Annotated in this window: 16 protein-coding genes; 4 read left to right on the forward strand and 12 right to left on the reverse strand. The window is 53.3% G+C overall.

What is annotated here, in order from left to right; all coding sequences use genetic code 11:
* The first annotated feature begins 52 nt into the window (after positions 1–52).
* Positions 53–2,068, forward strand: a complete 2,016-nt coding sequence (locus IPQ00_06815; protein ID MBL0240270.1) for an amino acid transporter — start codon at positions 53–55, stop codon at positions 2,066–2,068.
* Between the two features lie 6 nt (positions 2,069–2,074).
* Here IPQ00_06815 and IPQ00_06820 read toward each other — a convergent pair whose 3' ends face one another.
* Entirely contained in the window at positions 2,075–2,437 is a 363-nt protein-coding gene (locus IPQ00_06820) for a zinc-ribbon domain containing protein (protein ID MBL0240271.1), read from the reverse strand.
* Positions 2,438–2,626: 189 nt separating this feature from the next.
* On the opposite strand from IPQ00_06820, the gene purD reads away from it, so the two are divergent.
* A complete protein-coding gene (purD, locus tag IPQ00_06825; GenBank protein ID MBL0240272.1) occupies positions 2,627–3,898 on the forward strand; it encodes a phosphoribosylamine--glycine ligase in 1,272 nt (423 codons plus the stop codon).
* A 29-nt stretch (positions 3,899–3,927) separates the two neighbouring features.
* On the opposite strand, the gene IPQ00_06830 is transcribed toward purD, so the two are convergent.
* The 7 genes from IPQ00_06830 to recG form a co-directional block, all read right to left on the reverse strand.
* Entirely contained in the window at positions 3,928–4,989 is a 1,062-nt protein-coding gene (locus IPQ00_06830) for a hypothetical protein (GenBank protein ID MBL0240273.1), read from the reverse strand.
* Positions 4,967–5,476, reverse strand: a complete 510-nt coding sequence (locus tag IPQ00_06835; protein ID MBL0240274.1) for a transposase — start codon at positions 5,474–5,476, stop codon at positions 4,967–4,969. Before IPQ00_06835 ends, IPQ00_06830 begins: the two co-directional genes overlap by 23 nt.
* A 53-nt stretch (positions 5,477–5,529) precedes the next feature.
* Complete coding sequence (locus IPQ00_06840; GenBank protein MBL0240275.1) at positions 5,530–6,618, reverse strand: tetratricopeptide repeat protein; 1,089 nt, start codon at positions 6,616–6,618, stop codon at positions 5,530–5,532.
* Between the two features lie 84 nt (positions 6,619–6,702).
* Positions 6,703–7,869 carry a chorismate synthase gene (gene aroC, locus IPQ00_06845; protein ID MBL0240276.1) on the reverse strand — a complete coding sequence of 389 codons (1,167 nt, stop codon included), beginning with the start codon at positions 7,867–7,869 and terminating at the stop codon, positions 6,703–6,705.
* A gap of 70 nt (positions 7,870–7,939) precedes the next feature.
* The gene (locus tag IPQ00_06850; GenBank protein MBL0240277.1) at positions 7,940–8,869 is read right to left on the reverse strand and encodes an EamA family transporter; all 930 of its coding nucleotides are present in this window, start codon (positions 8,867–8,869) and stop codon (positions 7,940–7,942) included.
* Positions 8,869–9,420 (reverse strand): 16S rRNA (guanine(966)-N(2))-methyltransferase RsmD, encoded by a 552-nt coding sequence (gene rsmD, locus IPQ00_06855; protein MBL0240278.1) that lies wholly within the window; start codon positions 9,418–9,420, stop codon positions 8,869–8,871. The genes IPQ00_06850 and rsmD overlap by 1 nt, the downstream gene beginning before the upstream one ends.
* Before the next feature lie 54 nt (positions 9,421–9,474).
* The gene (gene recG, locus IPQ00_06860; protein MBL0240279.1) at positions 9,475–11,775 is read right to left on the reverse strand and encodes an ATP-dependent DNA helicase RecG; all 2,301 of its coding nucleotides are present in this window, start codon (positions 11,773–11,775) and stop codon (positions 9,475–9,477) included.
* 414 nt (positions 11,776–12,189) lie between these two features.
* Here recG and IPQ00_06865 point away from each other — a divergent pair, with 414 nt between their 5' ends.
* Entirely contained in the window at positions 12,190–12,444 is a 255-nt protein-coding gene (locus IPQ00_06865) for a hypothetical protein (protein MBL0240280.1), read from the forward strand.
* 335 nt (positions 12,445–12,779) lie between these two features.
* On the opposite strand, the gene rpsT is transcribed toward IPQ00_06865, so the two are convergent.
* From rpsT to pabB, 4 genes are all read right to left on the reverse strand, one after another.
* The gene (rpsT, locus tag IPQ00_06870) at positions 12,780–13,043 is read right to left on the reverse strand and encodes a 30S ribosomal protein S20 (GenBank protein ID MBL0240281.1); all 264 of its coding nucleotides are present in this window, start codon (positions 13,041–13,043) and stop codon (positions 12,780–12,782) included.
* An 83-nt stretch (positions 13,044–13,126) separates the two neighbouring features.
* Positions 13,127–13,963: a DnaJ domain-containing protein gene (locus IPQ00_06875; protein ID MBL0240282.1), complete on the reverse strand. Its 837-nt coding sequence runs from the start codon at positions 13,961–13,963 to the stop codon at positions 13,127–13,129.
* Positions 13,964–14,031: 68 nt separating this feature from the next.
* Positions 14,032–14,502 (reverse strand): biopolymer transporter ExbD, encoded by a 471-nt coding sequence (locus tag IPQ00_06880; protein ID MBL0240283.1) that lies wholly within the window; start codon positions 14,500–14,502, stop codon positions 14,032–14,034.
* Between the two features lie 73 nt (positions 14,503–14,575).
* Positions 14,576–15,877: an aminodeoxychorismate synthase component I gene (pabB, locus tag IPQ00_06885; protein ID MBL0240284.1), complete on the reverse strand. Its 1,302-nt coding sequence runs from the start codon at positions 15,875–15,877 to the stop codon at positions 14,576–14,578.
* A gap of 80 nt (positions 15,878–15,957) precedes the next feature.
* On the opposite strand from pabB, the gene IPQ00_06890 reads away from it, so the two are divergent.
* The gene (locus IPQ00_06890; GenBank protein MBL0240285.1) at positions 15,958–17,496 is read left to right on the forward strand and encodes an amino acid permease; all 1,539 of its coding nucleotides are present in this window, start codon (positions 15,958–15,960) and stop codon (positions 17,494–17,496) included.
* Positions 17,497–17,501 lie beyond the last annotated feature (5 nt).

Genomic DNA, 17,501 nt, shown 5'->3' on the forward strand with positions numbered 1-17,501 from the left:
CCCGAAATATGCCGCGGCCGGTTACGGCTCTGCGGTATTTTTGATTTTGGTTATGAAGACAGTAATTCAAGGGCGTTTCAAGAAATGGCTCTACAGCGGTAGCGTCGCTGAGATGGAGGGGCCATCGGAGCCTGAGGGTCGGCATCAGCAGCACTCCTGGTGGAAGGTGATGTGTCTTACCGGTGTCGACTATTTCTCGACACTCGGATATCAGCCCGGGATCGCCTTTCTAGCGGCCGGAGTGCTATCGCCGGTCGCCACACTCGTACTGGTGCTTCTGACGCTGTTCGGTGCATTGCCCATCTATAGCCGCGTTGCCAAAGAGAGTCCGAAGGGCGAAGGCTCGATCGCGATGCTCGAGGCCCTGCTTTCACGTTGGAAAGGCAAGCTATTCGTCCTTGTACTACTAGGTTTTGTCGCTACAGATTTTGTCATAACCATCACGCTTTCGGCCGCCGACGCTACGGCCCACATTCTCGAAAATCCATTTGTAAAAGTGACTGTACCGTTCCTCGATCACCCGGTGATTGTGACGTTGGCGTTGCTTTTGGGCTTGGGATTGGTATTCCTGAAGGGTTTCAAAGAAGCGATCGGCATTGCGGTTTTTCTGGTCGCGGTCTATCTGATGCTTAACGTGGTCGTGATCAGTGTCGGGCTGTTCGAGGCATTCAACCATCCCGAAATGATCACGGACTGGAAAACGGCATTGTTCGCTACCAAGACCAGCGGTGGCTATAGCGGAATTTTTGTGATCGTTGGGCTTTCGCTCCTAGTATTTCCCAAACTTGCGCTCGGACTCTCAGGGTTTGAGACCGGCGTTGCGGTTATGCCGCTCGTCAAGAGCCCGAACCGGATCGCCAATACCCGCAAACTGCTGATGACGGCGGCGTTAATAATGAGCGGAATGTTGATCGCCAGTAGTTTCGTCACCAGCGTGATGATCCCGGCAGATGAATTCTGCCCGAAAGTTTCGTGCGGTGCTGCGGCAGGTGAACACGGAGTTCCGCTGCACTGTGCCTGCAGTCCGGAGCAGGTCGAATCGAGATTTGTAAAACCGGCGGGCGAAGCTAACGGCCGAGCACTCGCATATATCGCACATCGTTATATGGGCGATGTTTTTGGCACATTCTATGATCTCAGCACGATCCTGATCCTCTGGTTCGCCGGTGCTTCGGCAATGGCCGGACTGCTTAATATCGTACCTCGGTATTTGCCGCGGTACGGTATGGCACCCGAATGGGCGAGGGCGACACGACCGCTTGTGCTTGTTTTTACCGGAATTTGTTTTGCGGTCACGTGGTTTTTTGAAGCTAACGTCGATGCCCAGGGCGGTGCGTATGCAACCGGTGTATTGGTGCTAATGACCTCAGCGGCGATAGCTGTGACACTATCGGCACGGCGGCGACATAGCCGTTGGACGTTGGGATTCGGTGCGATCTCGGCTGTGTTCGTTTATACGACGATAACTAACATAATCGAACGGCCGGACGGCATCAAGATCGCTTCGATGTTCATTTTTGGTATTATTGCGGCATCATTCATCTCACGGGCGATGCGCTCTACAGAGATACGGATCGATAAGATCGAACTGGACGACGCGGCCAAGGCATTTCTGGACGAACTCGACGAGGAAGGCGAGTTTCGTATCGTGACGAACCGGCGTGAGACCGGCGACGTGACGGAATATCGATTTAAGGAGCACGAAAAACGCGTCGATAACCATATTCCGTCGTCTGATCCCGTACTGTTTTACGAGATCGAGCCCGGAGATTCGTCCGAATTTAAGGGCAAGCTGTTTATTCGCGGCGTGGATATCGAGGGCTACAAGGTACTGCGTACGCAGGCACCTGCCGTGCCGAATGCGATCGCTGCTTTTCTGCTGTACATCCGCGACACCAAAGGCAAGATACCGCACGTGTACTTTGGATGGAGCGAGGGAAATCCGATAATGTACCTAGCCAGATATATTTTGTTTGGCGAAGGCGATACGGCACCTGTAACACGAGAGATCCTGAGGCAAGCTGAGTCCGATCCGGAAATGCGCCCCAGCGTGCACGTGGGCGGTTAGAGGCGGTCAGGCACCGGAGCCTTTGCCCGATTCCGTTTGGTTAAGAAAGCAAGCACGGCAATAGATCGGCCGACCCTGTGACGGGTAGAACGGCACCGTCGTTATGATCGAGCAACACGCACATTCGGCGGCAACCTCGACGTAGCGCTTGTATCCGGTCGCCTGAGCATTCTCGATCGCAGCCAGACGTGCATTCTTTAACTTTTTACAGGGTTTGCAGCGTTTCGGGGGATTCTGGAGGCATTTGTCGCGATAAAATAGCTGTTCGCCGGCCGTCCAGACAAACTCCCTATGACAGTCGACGCAAGGTATCGGCTTATCGTCGAACTCAGTGGTCTCCCTAACTATTTTCGGATCGGCGTCGTTCATAATCGCTGATCAACTATCGTCATTGCCGCTATTTTGAACTAAAGCGGCCGAGTTGAATGCGCCGGCGAGACCATATTGCCAATTGACGCTGGCGCGAGTTTTTCAAGGTTGATGGAAATGACATTACAACCAAGCGAATATCGTGTCAAGCAAAATGGTAATACGGGGCGAGTGAAGTAGTATCGAATTATGAGAGTTTTAGTGATCGGTTCGGGCGGACGCGAGCACGCGATCTGCAGGGCATTCAGCACAAGCACGAAAATCACCAAGTTGTACTGTGCAAACGGTAACGCCGGTATTGCACAGCTTGCCGAGTGTGTCGATATCAAGCCGGACGATATTGCCGCTCTGACGGCTTTTGCCCGTGATCGCTCGATCGATCTGACATTTGTTGGCGGAGAAACGCCTTTGGCGTTGGGCATCGTCGATGAATTTGAAAAACACGGATTTCGGATCGTCGGCCCGACCGCCGCCGCCGCCCGTCTCGAAGCCAGTAAAGCCTTTGCCAAGGACTTTATGGCAAGGCACGGGGTTCCGACGGCCAAATACGTGACGGCATTATCACCCGCGGCCGCGGTATCGGAACTTGTAAGCGGTGCGTTCGGCGATGAAAATGTCCCCGTCGTGGTCAAGGCGGACGGGCTTGCGGCCGGAAAGGGCGTCGTCGTTGCCGAAAATCGGGCTGTCGCAATCGCCGCCATAAATGAGATGGCTGATCTGGTCGGAGCACACGCAGCCGAAAAGATCGTGCTGGAAGAGTGTATGTTCGGCAGGGAAGTGTCGCTGCTGATGTTTGCGGACGGCGAGGACTTTGCCCTTATGTCACCGACCCGTGACCATAAGCGAATCGGCGAAGGCGATACAGGGCCAAATACGGGTGGTATGGGCACGTTTACCGACGCAACCCTCTTGACCCCCGATCAATTGGCTTTGATCGCAGATTCGATCATTGGGCCGACGCTGCGAGGTTGTCAGACGGAAGGGTTTCGCTTTCGCGGAATATTGTTTCTCGGGCTAATGCTTACCGACGGCGGGCCGAAACTGCTCGAATACAATGTGCGCTTTGGTGATCCGGAAACGCAGTCGATCCTGATCCGGCTGGAAACTGATCTGATCGATATATGCGAAGCGATGATCGATGGCACGCTCGGCCAACTGGAGATCTCTTGGCGCAAGGGTAATTCGGCTTGTATTATCCTCGCCGCCCAGAATTATCCGGCAAAACCGCGAACCGGCGATCTGATCTACGGCGTCGCCGAGGCAGCAGCGATGGAAAATGTAGAGGTATTTCACGCAGGGACGTCGGCCTCGGCCATCGGCGAATTTTATACCGCAGGTGGGCGAGTACTTGGGGTAACGGCAACCGGCGACGATCTTACGTCGGCACTAGCCTCAGCCTACGCCGCCGCCGGGAAGATAAAATTTGAGGGAATGCAGTTTCGCAGGGATATCGGTAAGTAGCCGGGACACGATCGGCAGCTTTTTGCCAGTCAGGCCTTTCTGACCGCATCGGCCTTGCGTTTGAAATCTTCAGCTTCCTTTGTAAGCCCGTTTTTAAGGCAGAAAACCACTAATTTATCATACCGGGCGGCCTGATCGGCGTCTGAGAGCCAACAGATCTTCGCGGTGCACTCCGGACAAGCGTCTATCGGGCGGCGGTCTGTTTCGCCGAGGTGATTGGTGCCGCTCATCACGCACTCGTACTTGGTGCAGTGCCGCATCGAAAACATATGTCCGCTTTCGTGTGCCGCGATCTTGAGTGTGCGGCGTAGAAAAGTGGCAAAGTCGGCATTGTCGTCCAGACGGGCGAGCGACCAGACACCGACGCGATTCTCCAGGCTTGCTTGGCCAAAAACGTACGACATCGACGCATCCGGAAAGAGGTCGTCCGGCGTAAAGGCAATCAGTGCCGCCGCGTCGGCGGGTAGCATGGGTTTCAGAACGTCGTCGAGAATATAGCCGGATCGGATCTGCTCAACTTTGGTGTAGGGATTTCGTCGAGAGTCCTTGATCCGAAGCGGCCGTTTGATCGCGTGCGACGGCAGCATCTTCACCGACAGATCGTAAAATGCCTCGATATATCCCGCAGAAATATCCACGATCTTTTTCTGCTGCGGCGTAAAAGTGCCGAGCGGCAGAACGTAGATCGTATGTCGCTCCGTAGTCGGTTTTACCGGATCAGCATCCAGATACTCCTCAAATGTCTGGCCGGGTTCGTTGTGCGAGGCTAGCCAATCGAAAGATTCCGGCTTTGCCATCGTCTTAAAGAATGGAGCGATCTTAGGGAGATTATCGCGGAGCTCCTTGCGTTCCTTTTTCGCCTCACGGGCCGCGGCCATATTTGACGCCGGGGTATCCTCAGGTGTGTAGCAAGAAGTTACGAGAAGAGCGACCAGAAAAGTAATTACAAGTACACCGAGAGCACGACGAGTCAGTACCACCTGCGGTAGCGGGCGAAGTTCTGCTGAGGCTTGCAAGCGACGAGTCCGTACCACCTGCGGTAGCGGGTGGGGTTTTAGCTTTGCAGATCTAATCAAATTTGGGTAATTCATCTCCTTGACCCTTAAGGACATACTCGACGGCATTGAAAATATGGTCGTCGGTCCAAAGCCAGCGTTCACTCCCTTTGTCCGCCCAAGGTCTTCTATCCGATAGCCAAAGTCCGGACTCCCTAAGGCATCTTGTTGCATTTGCCTTAAATGCGTTTAGAGCGACCGACGGCAGTTTTCCGGCGGTTGTGGTCACTACGTGAATATGGTTGGTGCGGATGTTAGTGGCGTACAGTTTCCATTTCCTCCGCTCGCAAGTATCTCTAACTGCCCGTTCGACAGCATCGCGACTGGCCGCATCTAGCCGAACGGGCCGCTGCTTCATTCTATTCGAACTTATCACTTTCCAATGATCGTTCGCCGCAATCTTTGCATCGCCGTAAATGTTATTACGCCGATCGATCGATCCGCGCTCGTCGCCGTGAAGCCAAGTTCCATAACACCGGAATGTGATCAAGAAAGCGAGCGGGTGGTTCGAGTCGTTCCACATATGCAAACAATCACATCCCCACCCGCTACCGCAGGTGGTACTGACACGTCTCGCTATTTCGCAGGCTGATACGCCTTAGCCCACTCCAGAAACGCTCCGAATTTCACGTTATTCGCGTCAAGCCACTTCATCGCGTCCTCTTTGCCGCTGATGTACAACACCATATATCCAAATGATTCCAGGTGCCCGTTCTTTTTGAGTTGTGTCAGAAACGGAACATACTCCTTTCCGATAAACGTCGATTTGAGCTTTTTATCTTCGGACAAAAGACCGATGACTGTGCCGACGGCATCCACGAAGATCTGATTTTCGGTCTTGTTCTTGTCCTTTTCGTCCTTAAAAGTGGTCAATGTTCCCAAAAGCAGATCGTACATCCCAAAATCGCCTTCGTCCGTCGGGGCGTTCAGATCCAAAAATATATTAATGCTTCCGGTTTTGGGGTCCTTGCCCGCGGGTTTCAGCACATCGGTGAGGATCGAGGCCGCCGTTTTGGCACGCTGGGAATTATATTCAAGTGTCAGGAATCGGGCTGCGGCAACAAACGAGGGGATCTTGTACTTTGTCCCCTGATAGACCACCGACAGTAGATAGTGCGGGCTCGCGTACGAAAAATTGGTCTCGACCGATTTCTTTAGTTCAGCTCGGGCTTCCGCATATTTCTTTTGCCGAACAAGTGTGACGCCGATGTTGTAGTAAACGCTCGCGAGATGCCGGGCCATTCCGATGTCGCCTTTGAACATACTTTCGGCCTCACGGTAAATCTTTAGGGCATCATCGCTCTTGCCGACGTCATCGAGGCAGTTTGCCATTATCGAGTAAAACATCGCGAGTTCGTCGGACTTATATTTGGCTCCGACATAGGCGGTTTCCATTGCCTTTTCGCGGTCACCTTTGGCGTATTGACTGAGTGCCTTTTCATACAGGGCGATAGTCGCATCGGCATTGCCGGCAAGGATCTTATCGTATTGGGCGATCGCGTCATCGTACCGTTTGGCGTCGTGGTGAACGATACCGGCGTTGAGTATCTTGGTTTCCTCAGCGGACAGCGGCGCAGACAAAAGCGTCGGTTTGGGCAGCTTTTGTGCAGTCACGGCCATCGCCAGGACACAAACAGCGAGGATCAGGAAAATTAGCTTTCTCATTTTTCGGACTCCTATAATCAAAAGTTTGGGCGAGCATTAACTAAGATGCCATAGATCTGAAAAAGTTCCCACCACGGAAAAATATCAATAATCGGCGACCGATGCCGCGTAGCTGTCAAAATTTCTCCGCATTTCGGCAAGCGAGTCGCCGCCAAATTTCTCTCTCATTGAGTTTGCGAGTACGACGGCTAGCATTGCTTCGGAGATGACTCCGGCGGCCGGAACTGCCGTGATGTCTGAGCGTTCGAAGGCAGCGTCGCTCGTAGCCTTTGTGTCTATATCGACCGAGCTGAGAGCTCTGCGAAGTGTCGATATCGGCTTCATATAGCTTCGAACGCGGAGTTCCTCGCCATTTGTGATGCCGCCCTCGAGGCCGCCCGCACGGTTCGTCGGGCGAGTGAACCCGGATGCGTTATGGAATATCTCGTCGTGGACCTCCGAGCCAAGCTTACCGGCGTTAGCGACTCCGGTGCCGATCTCAACGGCCTTGATCGCGTGTACGGACATCAGTGCCTGAGCGATGCGGCCGTCCAACTTCTCATTCCAAGCGGTGTGCGAACCGAGGCCGACCGGCAACCCTTTGGCGACGACCTCAACGATGCCGCCAAGCGTGTCGCCCACTGTTTTGGCTTCGTCGATAAGCTTGATCATTTCGCTCTGGCTCAAATCGTCAACGCAGTTTAGCGGGGAATCGGACGGAATAGCGACTATCTCATCCCACGAACGCCAAAGGGGGACGACCTGGACGTGGCCTAGCTTGATCACGTGGCTACGGACCTCCGCCCCAAACGCCGCAAGCAGCTGTTTGGCAATGGCACCGCAAGCGACGCGGGCCGCCGTTTCACGCGCCGACGCCCTTTCCAAAATATCACGGAGGTCGCGTGTCTGATATTTTTGGCCGCCGGGCAGATCGGCGTGGCCGGGACGCGGTCGCGTCACGATCCGAGGGTTTTTGGGCTGTTCATCAAGCGGTTCGGCGGACATTACGTCTTCCCAATGGACGAAATCGTCATTTTTGATCATCAGGGCGATCGGCGACCCAAGCGATTTGCCGTGACGGACGCCCGACAGTATCTCGACGCTATCGGTCTCGATCTTCATACGTCCGCCGCGTCCGTAACCCTGTTGCCGACGCCAAAGCTCGTGATCGATCGCGGCAACATCGATCGGCAATCCCGCCGGGACGCCCTCGACTATCGCAACCAGAGCCTTACCGTGTGATTCGCCGGAAGTTGTAAATTTGAAGAACATAAGAAGTATTTATCGCAGATCGACGCCACTAAACAAAGACGGTTCGGTGATTTACAACTATTCTGTCACATCAGCCTTTATCAGCGTTAACTTCCGTTTTAAGATCTTCACGCTGGACCGCAAGTGGCACAGACTTTTTCTTAAACACGATCAGACCGATGCTGCCTATGATCAGAATCCCGCCGAGGATGGTCTGGGGCGGCAGCACTTCGTCAAGAAAGATCCAACCGATCACCACGGCTAGCAAGGGCGTGACCAGCGAGATCATCATCGCTTTGGTCGATTCGATCTTGCCGAGCAACCAATAATATAGCCAAAATGCAGCAATTGTCCCCACCAGAGAGAGATAGAGCACGCACACGACCGCCCGCCACGTCCAATGAAACGACAGCGGGTTGCCCTCGGCCAAAAGGCTGTATATGAGGATCGCCGGTAAACCGCAGATCATCTGGCAAAAGAGCAATGACGCCGGATGAAAGGCACCGCCCTTGGCCTTGACGAGGATCGACGCCTGAGCCGCCGCGTACGAACCGATGACGACGCCAACACATCCGAAAAAAGCTAGAAGGCTCTGCACCTTGAGTTGGTCGTAGAAGATGACTCCGACTCCGACGATACCGACGATGACCGCAAATACCTTAAGCCTTGTGATACGTTCGTTCGGCAAAAAGACCCACGCCAGTATCAGCCCGAAAACAGTGATCATCGCCTGCAGCACGGCTGCCAAGCCGGACGTGATGTGCTGTTCCGCCCAAAAGACCATACTGTAATTTACCGAAAACTGAAGCAAGCCGGTGATAGCGATTAGACGCCACTCTCGCCACGTCCGCGGCAATATGATCTTTTGAAATCGGATCACAGCAAAGAGTACGATCACCGACAGCAAAAACCGCGATGCCGCGAATGCGATCGGCGGCAAGTCTTCGAGGCCGACCTTGATAAAAATCCAGGTAGTGCCCCATATCAGACACAGAATTAGCCAAACTATAACGGTTTTCATTAGTCGCGGGTATAAAAACTCAGGGTCGTCTCGCCTTGTTTGAGCAGGCGCCAGCGACGCAGGCTGCCGACCTCTTCGGGTACGTGTTTTTTAGAATGATGTTCGACGACCACGATTCCGCCTTCGTTGAGCAATGTCGAATTATGTCCGAATTCGTAAATGACGATCGCGTAGTCAGATTCATACGGCGGATCAAAGTAAGCGATATCCCAACCGGTCGGATGATCGCGGCCGGCAAAATTGTCGGCTTCGAGGCCGAGGATCTCGGTCTGTGATTCCGGCACACCGAGTTTGTCGAGGTTTTCTTCGATCAGTGAACAGGACTTTTTCGAGCGATCAACAAACGTTACAAACTCAGCACCTCGCGAAAGAGCTTCGATCCCGACCGCACCCGTTCCGGCACAAAGATCCAAAAATCGAGTTTCGTCGTCGATCCGTGGAGCCAATACGTTAAAGAGAGTTTCGCGAAGCCTGTCGGAGGTTGGCCGCGTCTTGCTGTCGGTGGGGCTCTTTAGAACGCGGCCGCCGTAAATACCCGAGATCACTCGCATAGGTTAAAGTGTAGAAAAATCGAATTGTTAGGGCAAAGCCGTCGTGCAAATGAGTTAAGCAATGGTCCCAAGTCGGACCTTTTTGTCGGTCCGGGCGATCCTGATCATTGTCCTCGTCGCTTCTGAGTCGGGATGTTCATTGAGAAACGTTTCGGCCTCAGATCGGGCAGCGATCAGAATGTCCAGATCCCGGACGATGTTGCCGATCTTAAAGCTCTGCAAGCCTGACTGCCGCGTGCCGAGAATTTCGCCTTGTCCTCGTATCTCGAGGTCCTTTTCGGCGATCTTAAAGCCGTCGGACGTCGCTTCCATAATTCCGAGCCGTTGCTTTGCCACTGCCGTCTTCTTAAAGTCCGTCAGCAGCACACAAAAGCTCTGATCGGCTCCGCGTCCCACGCGTCCACGCAATTGATGCAATTGCGAGAGCCCAAAGCGCTCAGCGTGCTCGATGATCATCAGCGATGCGTTGGGGACATCGACGCCGACCTCGATGACGGTGGTCGACACGAGAATGTCGAGTCGGCCGGCGACAAACTCACGCATTATCTCTTCCTTATCGGCGGACTTCATCTTGCCGTGCAGAAGCCCGACCGTGTATTGAGGAAATCGATTCAAACGAAGGTCGTCATACATTATAGTGGCGGCTTTCAGATCTAATTTCTCTGACTCCTCGATCAACGGATAGACGATATAGACCTGACGTCCGAGTTTGATCTCGCGTTTGATACCCTGATAAACGCCGTCGCGTTTGTCTTCGCCGACCACAACAGTTTTGATAGGCGTTCGGCCGGGCGGGAGCTCATCAATTATTGAAACGTCGAGATCACCATAGACAGTCATCGCCAGTGATCGCGGTATCGGCGTCGCGGTCATAACCAGAATGTCGGGGTTCATACCGCTTGCGGTGAGCTGAGCACGCTGAAGCACGCCGAAACGGTGCTGTTCATCTATCACTGCCAGTGCGAGGCGGTCAAAACTGACCGCGTCCTGAATGATCGCGTGCGTGCCGATGACCAAGTCTATGTCGCCGGCGGCGAGATCCGCGTGGATCTTTCGCTTTTGTGCGGCTCGCGTACTGCCGACGAGCAGTTCCACTCGATATCCGGTATCGGCAAAAAGTTTAACGGCATTGCGAAAGTGCTGTTCGGCCAAAATCTCGGTCGGAGCCATCAATGCGGTCTGATAGCCATTTTCCATTACTGCAAAGATCGCTAAAAACGCGACGATGGTCTTACCACTGCCGACATCGCCCTGGATCAGGCGATTCATCATAGAGCCGGACTTGAGATCGCCAAAGACCTCGCCGACAACGCGTTTCTGAGCGCCGGTGAGGGCGAATGGCGTGATGTTCTTGAGCCGGCCTTTCATCGCCTCACTGACCTCGATCACGGTGGTTTTCGTTTCCCGCCGACGGCCGCCGCGGAGTAGCTGCATAGAAAATGTAAGCCAAAAAAACTCGTCGAATATTAAGCGGCGTTGAGCGGCACTGCGAAACATCTCGTACTCGGCGATAGTCGAACTCTCCGGCGGAAAATGGATATCTGCAACTGCATCGGCACGTGTGATAAGGCTGTGACGATCGCGAACCTCCAATGGCAATCCATCCGCGATCGAGCCTCGATCAAGCTTGGCGAGGACGCTATGCACTATCTCACGAAGGCGTTTGGTCTGGAATGGCCCTAGTTTGCGGTACACTGGCACGCGGCGTGCGGTATGCACGGTGGCAAACTCGGGACTTGCAATATCTTCGTCGAGTTCGTCATTCTCGTCCGGGGTTCGTTTGATCTTTTTGGACTTGGCCGCTTTGTCGGGAAAAAGTTCGGTCCCCAAAGCGGGAAGTATCTCGAGTTCGTCGGGCTTTGCGAGTTTTAGAGCGAATGTTCCTTTACGTTCGTCGAACTCCCAGAGGCCGTAAGCTACAAACCGAGTGCCTCGTGCAAATCGCTCGGTGTAATACTCGAGTATCGCCTTGGCACTCCGGCCCGATATAAACCATTTTACGACGACCGGTTTACAGAGTCTCTCGGCATCTCCACCCGTGATCTCAAAAATAAAGAGCGGTGGTTTTCGCGGGTCGCGGTTGCGGCCGACCTGCTTGCCGCCCGAGCCTCGTACGTATATCTCAACCGCTGCCTCCATTCCTTCTTCGAGTTTGTCGATCGAGATAAAATTTGAACGGTCCTCATAGCGAGCGGGATAGTAATTGAGCAGATCTTCGACCGTGACGGTGTTAACGTCGACCTTTGCCGCAACACCGGCGACCGCAACGGCGAGTTTACGTGCCGTTAGAGCGGACAATTTTCCGATGCCGTAATTATGCAGGTCAATAATTGGTGTTGAGATGGTCAGCCCCATTGAGCGAATTTTAGCACAGAGGTGGCTTTGCAAAGGACTTTTTTCAGCAACGAGATCGGGGCCGCCGTGGCGTTAGGGATCGTTCGCGAGTGGCCGAATACACCAATGCGCGAAAAGAAGGGAACACCGGTGCCGACGATGTAGGACAAACAAGCGTGACCGGTCGGTGATGGCGGACAAAAGGTCGCCTATCGAATTTGAACATTCAGATCAATTCGATGATCTTTTAAATTATCGCTTCCAATACCAGCAGTAACTTTACGGCTGCCAGAGGCCGCAACATCGCGATTTATCCAAATCGATCTTTTTTGTCACACTCGAGCTGATTCGCGGGTTATAGAATCACTGAAATTCACCGAGTGATGTTTTGATCTAACTCTGCGAATCGGTCGACTATGCCGTTTTCGTCTACTTTTGGCTTTAACCGTCAATGGTAAATATCCTTCGTCAAAAACTCCGGGATGTCGGGCGACACGCTTCTTGAGTTTCCGCGGTGTCGGTGTCGCTGATGGGGATACGCTTAATTTCGCTTCCGTTGGACTTGGTTCGAAAGCGAACAATCCGAAGGAAAATGCTGCAATGATAGCAGCCAATGCCGCTCGATTTACTATTTTCATTCTCTCACCTATTAGCCTTAAAGACGTGATTCCTAAAATGCCGTTAGTATGACGCAAATTCGTACAAGTTGGCCGAGAAATCTGGCCGTTTTGGCCGGAGGACTCAATCATTGCCGTAGATCAAAAATCCTCAATTTGCGACGTCTATTCTGCAAAATTGCTGATCAGCTTTAACTGCGACCTTAGCACTATAACGTAAATCATTTTTCGGTAATCCAAAAACATAGATCAAGCTACGGTGCTCCGGAAGTTTCGTCCAGGTTGGGGGAAGGTATCGAGTTGAGAAATAAGGTGTGGAAAATAAAAGAGGCTGTCCGGTAAGGACAGCCTCTCGATACAAATTTGGCGATAGAACTATCGGAGCGAGACTCCGACGCCGCAGTGAACCTAGCTTAGTGCGTTCACGTGTTTGGTCAGCCGCGACTTGTGGCGGGCTGCCGTATTCTTGTGGATTATCCCTTTGTTTACCGCTTTATCGATCAGCGAAACAGTCGGGAAAAGCAGCTCGGTGCTTGCCGCCTTGTCGTTGCCGGCAACGGCTCCGCGAAGCTTTTTGATCGACGTGCGCAATTTGCTGCGATTGCTGCGGTTGATCTCTTTACGTTTGGCATTCTGGCGAACGCGTTTCTCTGCTGATTTATGATTAGCCATCTTTATTTCCAGTCAGTTAAGACAAACTCCAAATTGTATAGACCGTGAACATATTTGTCAAATGCCGGTGGGCGTACGAATGATCACTTTTCGAACTTCAAAACAAGAGTGTGCATAATGTCGACAAATAGGGCGACGATCGGCGGATACATAAAGAACTCAGGCTCGAATTCGGTCGAGAACATATCCGGATAGATCTGCGACATAAATGTTACCTGAGTTCCGATGAGATAGCCGATGCCCAGACAAATCAGAAAGCCGGCGATCAACACTCCTACTGTTAATATCCGTGAATATGGCTTGTGCGTGCGTTCGGCACCGTCGAGGATCGAATCGTGAATATTGTCTTCGGCATCCGTATATCGAAGAAAACCGTCACGGGCACGTCCGCCGAGGTGGATCAATCCAATGACGAAGAGCGAGACCATAATTATCTTTCCGATAACGCCGGTCGAGATGAATATCATAGGCCTCAAGGCCGTCGACATCGCTGCCGCTACATAAAGGCCGACGATCGGATAAATGACCCGTTGGAACGCCAACGCCTCGAGCCGCTCCTCGGCCAGCATTCGGTCGATGATGTCGTTATATCGCTTTTCGTAAACCATCTGCCGCCAACGCTTTGCGTGTCGGTTGCCGGAGGTGAAAACGCTGTCATCCGCGCTCGGGTCGCTGTATTGGATGTCCAGTAGTCGGCGATCGTAGAGCGCCCGATCCTTCGGATTGCCCAGTACCTCGTAGGCCTCGGCGATGGCGGCAAACCTCAGAGCGGTCTCCTCGGAGCCATCCTTGGAGTCGGGATGAAGCTTACGGGCAAGCCGCCGATAAGCGGACTTGATGTCGGCCTTGGACGCCTGCGGCGAGACTTTGAGTATGTCGTAGTAGTTGACCATCGAACGAAGCGGGTGTGCCGATCGCAAATTTTCCCGAAAAGACGGCTGAGCCGCCCGGAAAAACAAATTGTAACACGGCCGACCGTAGGACTTCGTTACGGAGTATCTAAATCATCGATCTGCAAACTGATCGGGAAAGCTCCCGCGATCTTTAGCAGATCGACGACGCGGGCAACCTTGCCATATTCGATGGTGCTCGGAGCTTTGACGAATACAGTTCGCTCGATCCGATCAGCAAAGGGTCGATCGGAGTCATCGGCGTGGCTTTCCGAAAGGGAACCATTTGCGGCCCTGGCCGTAAAGGTCTCACGGAGACGCTCGATCATCTGTGCCGGGTTGTCGATGCTTCCCAGACCGGTCTCTTTGTTAAGCCGCAGTCCGCCGGTGCCGTCAACCGATACGACGAGCGTATCGGGGTGCGGGCGAACTGAGTCGTCCGAAATCGGTTTCGACGGGATGCGAGCCTTGAAGCTACTTGGACGCATCGGCGTTACGACCATAAAAATGATCAGCAGGACGAGCAAAACATCGATCAGCGGCGTGACGTTAATGATCGGACGGGTCATTGGGTTCCTCCTTCGAATTTGGTTCGATGAAGGGTTAGACACCGGTCTGAGCAAAAAGTTCCCGAGTTCCGGTTCACTCGGGAATTAGCTCGGCCCCGAGCGCGTCGAGCAAAGCCGAGGCCTTGGTCAGTGTTTCGAGGTATTCGCTTTCGGGTTCGCTGTCGATCACTATGCCGCCGCCGACGTTAAAGGTGGCGATATGATCGCGGACGACCATTGTACGGATAGCAACGCTCAAGTCGAGTGCTGCGGTTATTCCAAAAGAGTCATCGGGCACGCAATAGCCGATTGCACCCATCGAAAGCCCTCGCGGCCCTCGTTCGATCGAGTCAATTATCCTCATTGTGCTGATCTTCGGAGCTCCAGTGATAGAGCCGCAAGGGAACATCGCTCGCAGGATATCAGACGGCTTGATATGCTGCCGAAGCTGTCCTGAAACCGTCGATACCAAGTGAAACAGCGACGGATGTTCTTCGAGATCGCAGATCTTTTCCGCGGTCACACTGCCAAATTTACATATTCGGCCGAGATCGTTTCGCAAAAGGTCAACGATCATTGTATTTTCTGCACGGTCCTTGCCGCTAGAAAGGAGTTCTTGCCGCAACGCCGCGTCCTCGTCCGGGTCGCTCCCGCGTGGCCGCGTGCCCTTTATCGGCGAGGTCGTGATGCGCCGATCGCCAAAGGTCGATCGGAAAAAGCGTTCGGGGGAACCTGAAATGACAGTCGAGTTGCCGCGTGCAAAAAATGCCGCGAAAGGTGCCGGATGGCGTTTGCGAAGCCGCTTAAAGACCGTCTGCGGTGACGTGGCGTCGGGCAAACGACACGTTATTCGATGCGTCAAATTGGCCTGATAGGTGTCGCCGCAGCGGATTTGTTCGCGGATCGCTTCGACCGCAGTGTAATACTCAGCCTGCGAAATATCCGAACGTGCCGAACATTTTTCAACTCTATCGCTAATTTCGGTCTTCGCGGCACTCTGCAGTATCTCGGCACGCTGCTCATTACCGGCAATATGAGTTCGGCCGGTGTCATAGTCGTGGATGATGAGAGCGTCAAAGCGTGCGATAAAAATTTGGGGTTCGGCCGGATCGCTCGATTCGACGCCTGTACCCTGGAGTTCGCTGCCGAGATCGTAAGAGATCGAAAAGAAAGAAACTAGTTTCGGTTCGGCCAGCGATTGGTCAAATATTTCAAGCGAATGGTCAGCGGAATCGCCGGCGATCTCGCGAACGTCGGTCGGTGTAATACCTGCGATCAGTAAATGCGATCCGAGGTGACCGACACCGCAACTGTCGAGGATACATACGACGCCTGACTCGGACAGCGACAGCAGTGCATTGGTAAGGTCCGCGCTGTCGATATCCAATTCGAGCATAGAAGTGATTTTATCACGTAACAAAATTTCACTCTGGCTGTATTTTCGCGTACTATGTTGCCAGTCCAAAACTCAAAAATATGAACTCTGAGATAACCGAACGGCAAACACTAATTCGCGGCTTGGGCCTGATCGCCGCGATATCGGTCATTATCGGCAACGTGATCGGCACGGGCGTTTTTCTAAAGGCTCGTGTGATGACGTGTAACGTGGGCAGTCCCGAATGGGTCTTGCTCGCGTGGATCGCCGCCGGGCTGCTCTCGCTGGCCGGTGCACTGACCTACGCCGAATTGACGGCGATGAAGCCGGAGGCGGGCGGGGAATATGTATTCTTGCGGGATAGCTACGGTAAATCGTCGAGCTTTCTATACGGATGGATGCAGATATTTATCGCTCGTCCGGGCTCTCAGGCTGCTGCTGCCGTTGCATTCTCGATCGGACTAAACGATTTTCTAGATAACAAGTTGGCAGCGACCCTGACCACGCTCCACCTTGGCGGCACCACATTTGACATCACCACGCTCCAGCTTGTGTCGGTAATGGTGATCATCATCTTTACCACTCTCAATTGCGCGTCGGTGACCCTGACCGGACAGATCGCTACGGCTCTCACGTTTGTAAAAATGGCGTTGATCCTCTTTGTGTCGGTTGGGGCGTTCGTGCTGGTCAGCGGTAATTTTGGACATTTTTCGATGCTGAACACCGGTGGTACGTGCGAAGGTGTTGCGGCGGCGGTTACGGTCGGTTCGCCGAGTTACTCGTTCTTTGGCGGCTTTGCGGCGGCGATGCTTGGTGCATTGTGGGGCTATGATGGGTGGAATAATCTGACGTTTGTCGCGGGCGAGGTTAAAAACCCCAATCGGAATATACCTGTGGCGATCATCGGCAGTACGATACTTGTCATCGTCCTCTACGTCATCGCGAACGTAGCCTATTTTTACGTCCTCGATCCGACTGCGATCGCGTCGGTCTCCAAGAATTCTTCGGTCGCAAAGGTCGTTGTGAGTATGTTTTTTGGCGGAAATGTCGCCAGCATCGCAACGGGAGCCGCGATCGCGTTTTTCACAGTCGGGCTGATGCTCTCATCGCTTGGTACGCTTCATACGTCGCTAATGGCTGGAGCTCGCGTGCCATACGCGATGGCAAAGGACCGCCTTTTCTTCGGCACGTTTAAGAATCTTTCGGCAAATCACGTTCCGGTATCGTCGGTACTGTTAATGGGCGTGATAGCCACGATACTGGCTTTATCGGGTTCATTCGACATCTTGACGGATTATGTTGTCTTCGGTTCTTGGGTTTTTTATGCGCTGGTCACGTCATCGATCTTTGTGTATCGGCGGCGTTATCCGGAGCTTGCCCGTCCGTACAAGGCGTGGGGTTATCCGGTTGTTCCGGTCGTTTTCCTGCTGGTCGCGGGATGGTTGCTCTACACCACTTTCTCAAATGACTTGCCGTTGATGACCGACGGTCTCTCGCAGATCGCTTCGGGCAATATCGGTGAGGGGCTCAAATCGATCGGAAAGACGTCATCATTTGCCGGATCACTTCTGATCTTGTTGGGATTGCCGGTCTTTTACTACTTTAATAAGAAAGGGATTGTAACGCCGAAAGGCGAGTAGTTTTT

This window comes from Chloracidobacterium sp. (genome assembly GCA_016720705.1).
Taxonomy (GTDB): Bacteria; Acidobacteriota; Blastocatellia; order Pyrinomonadales; family Pyrinomonadaceae; genus OLB17.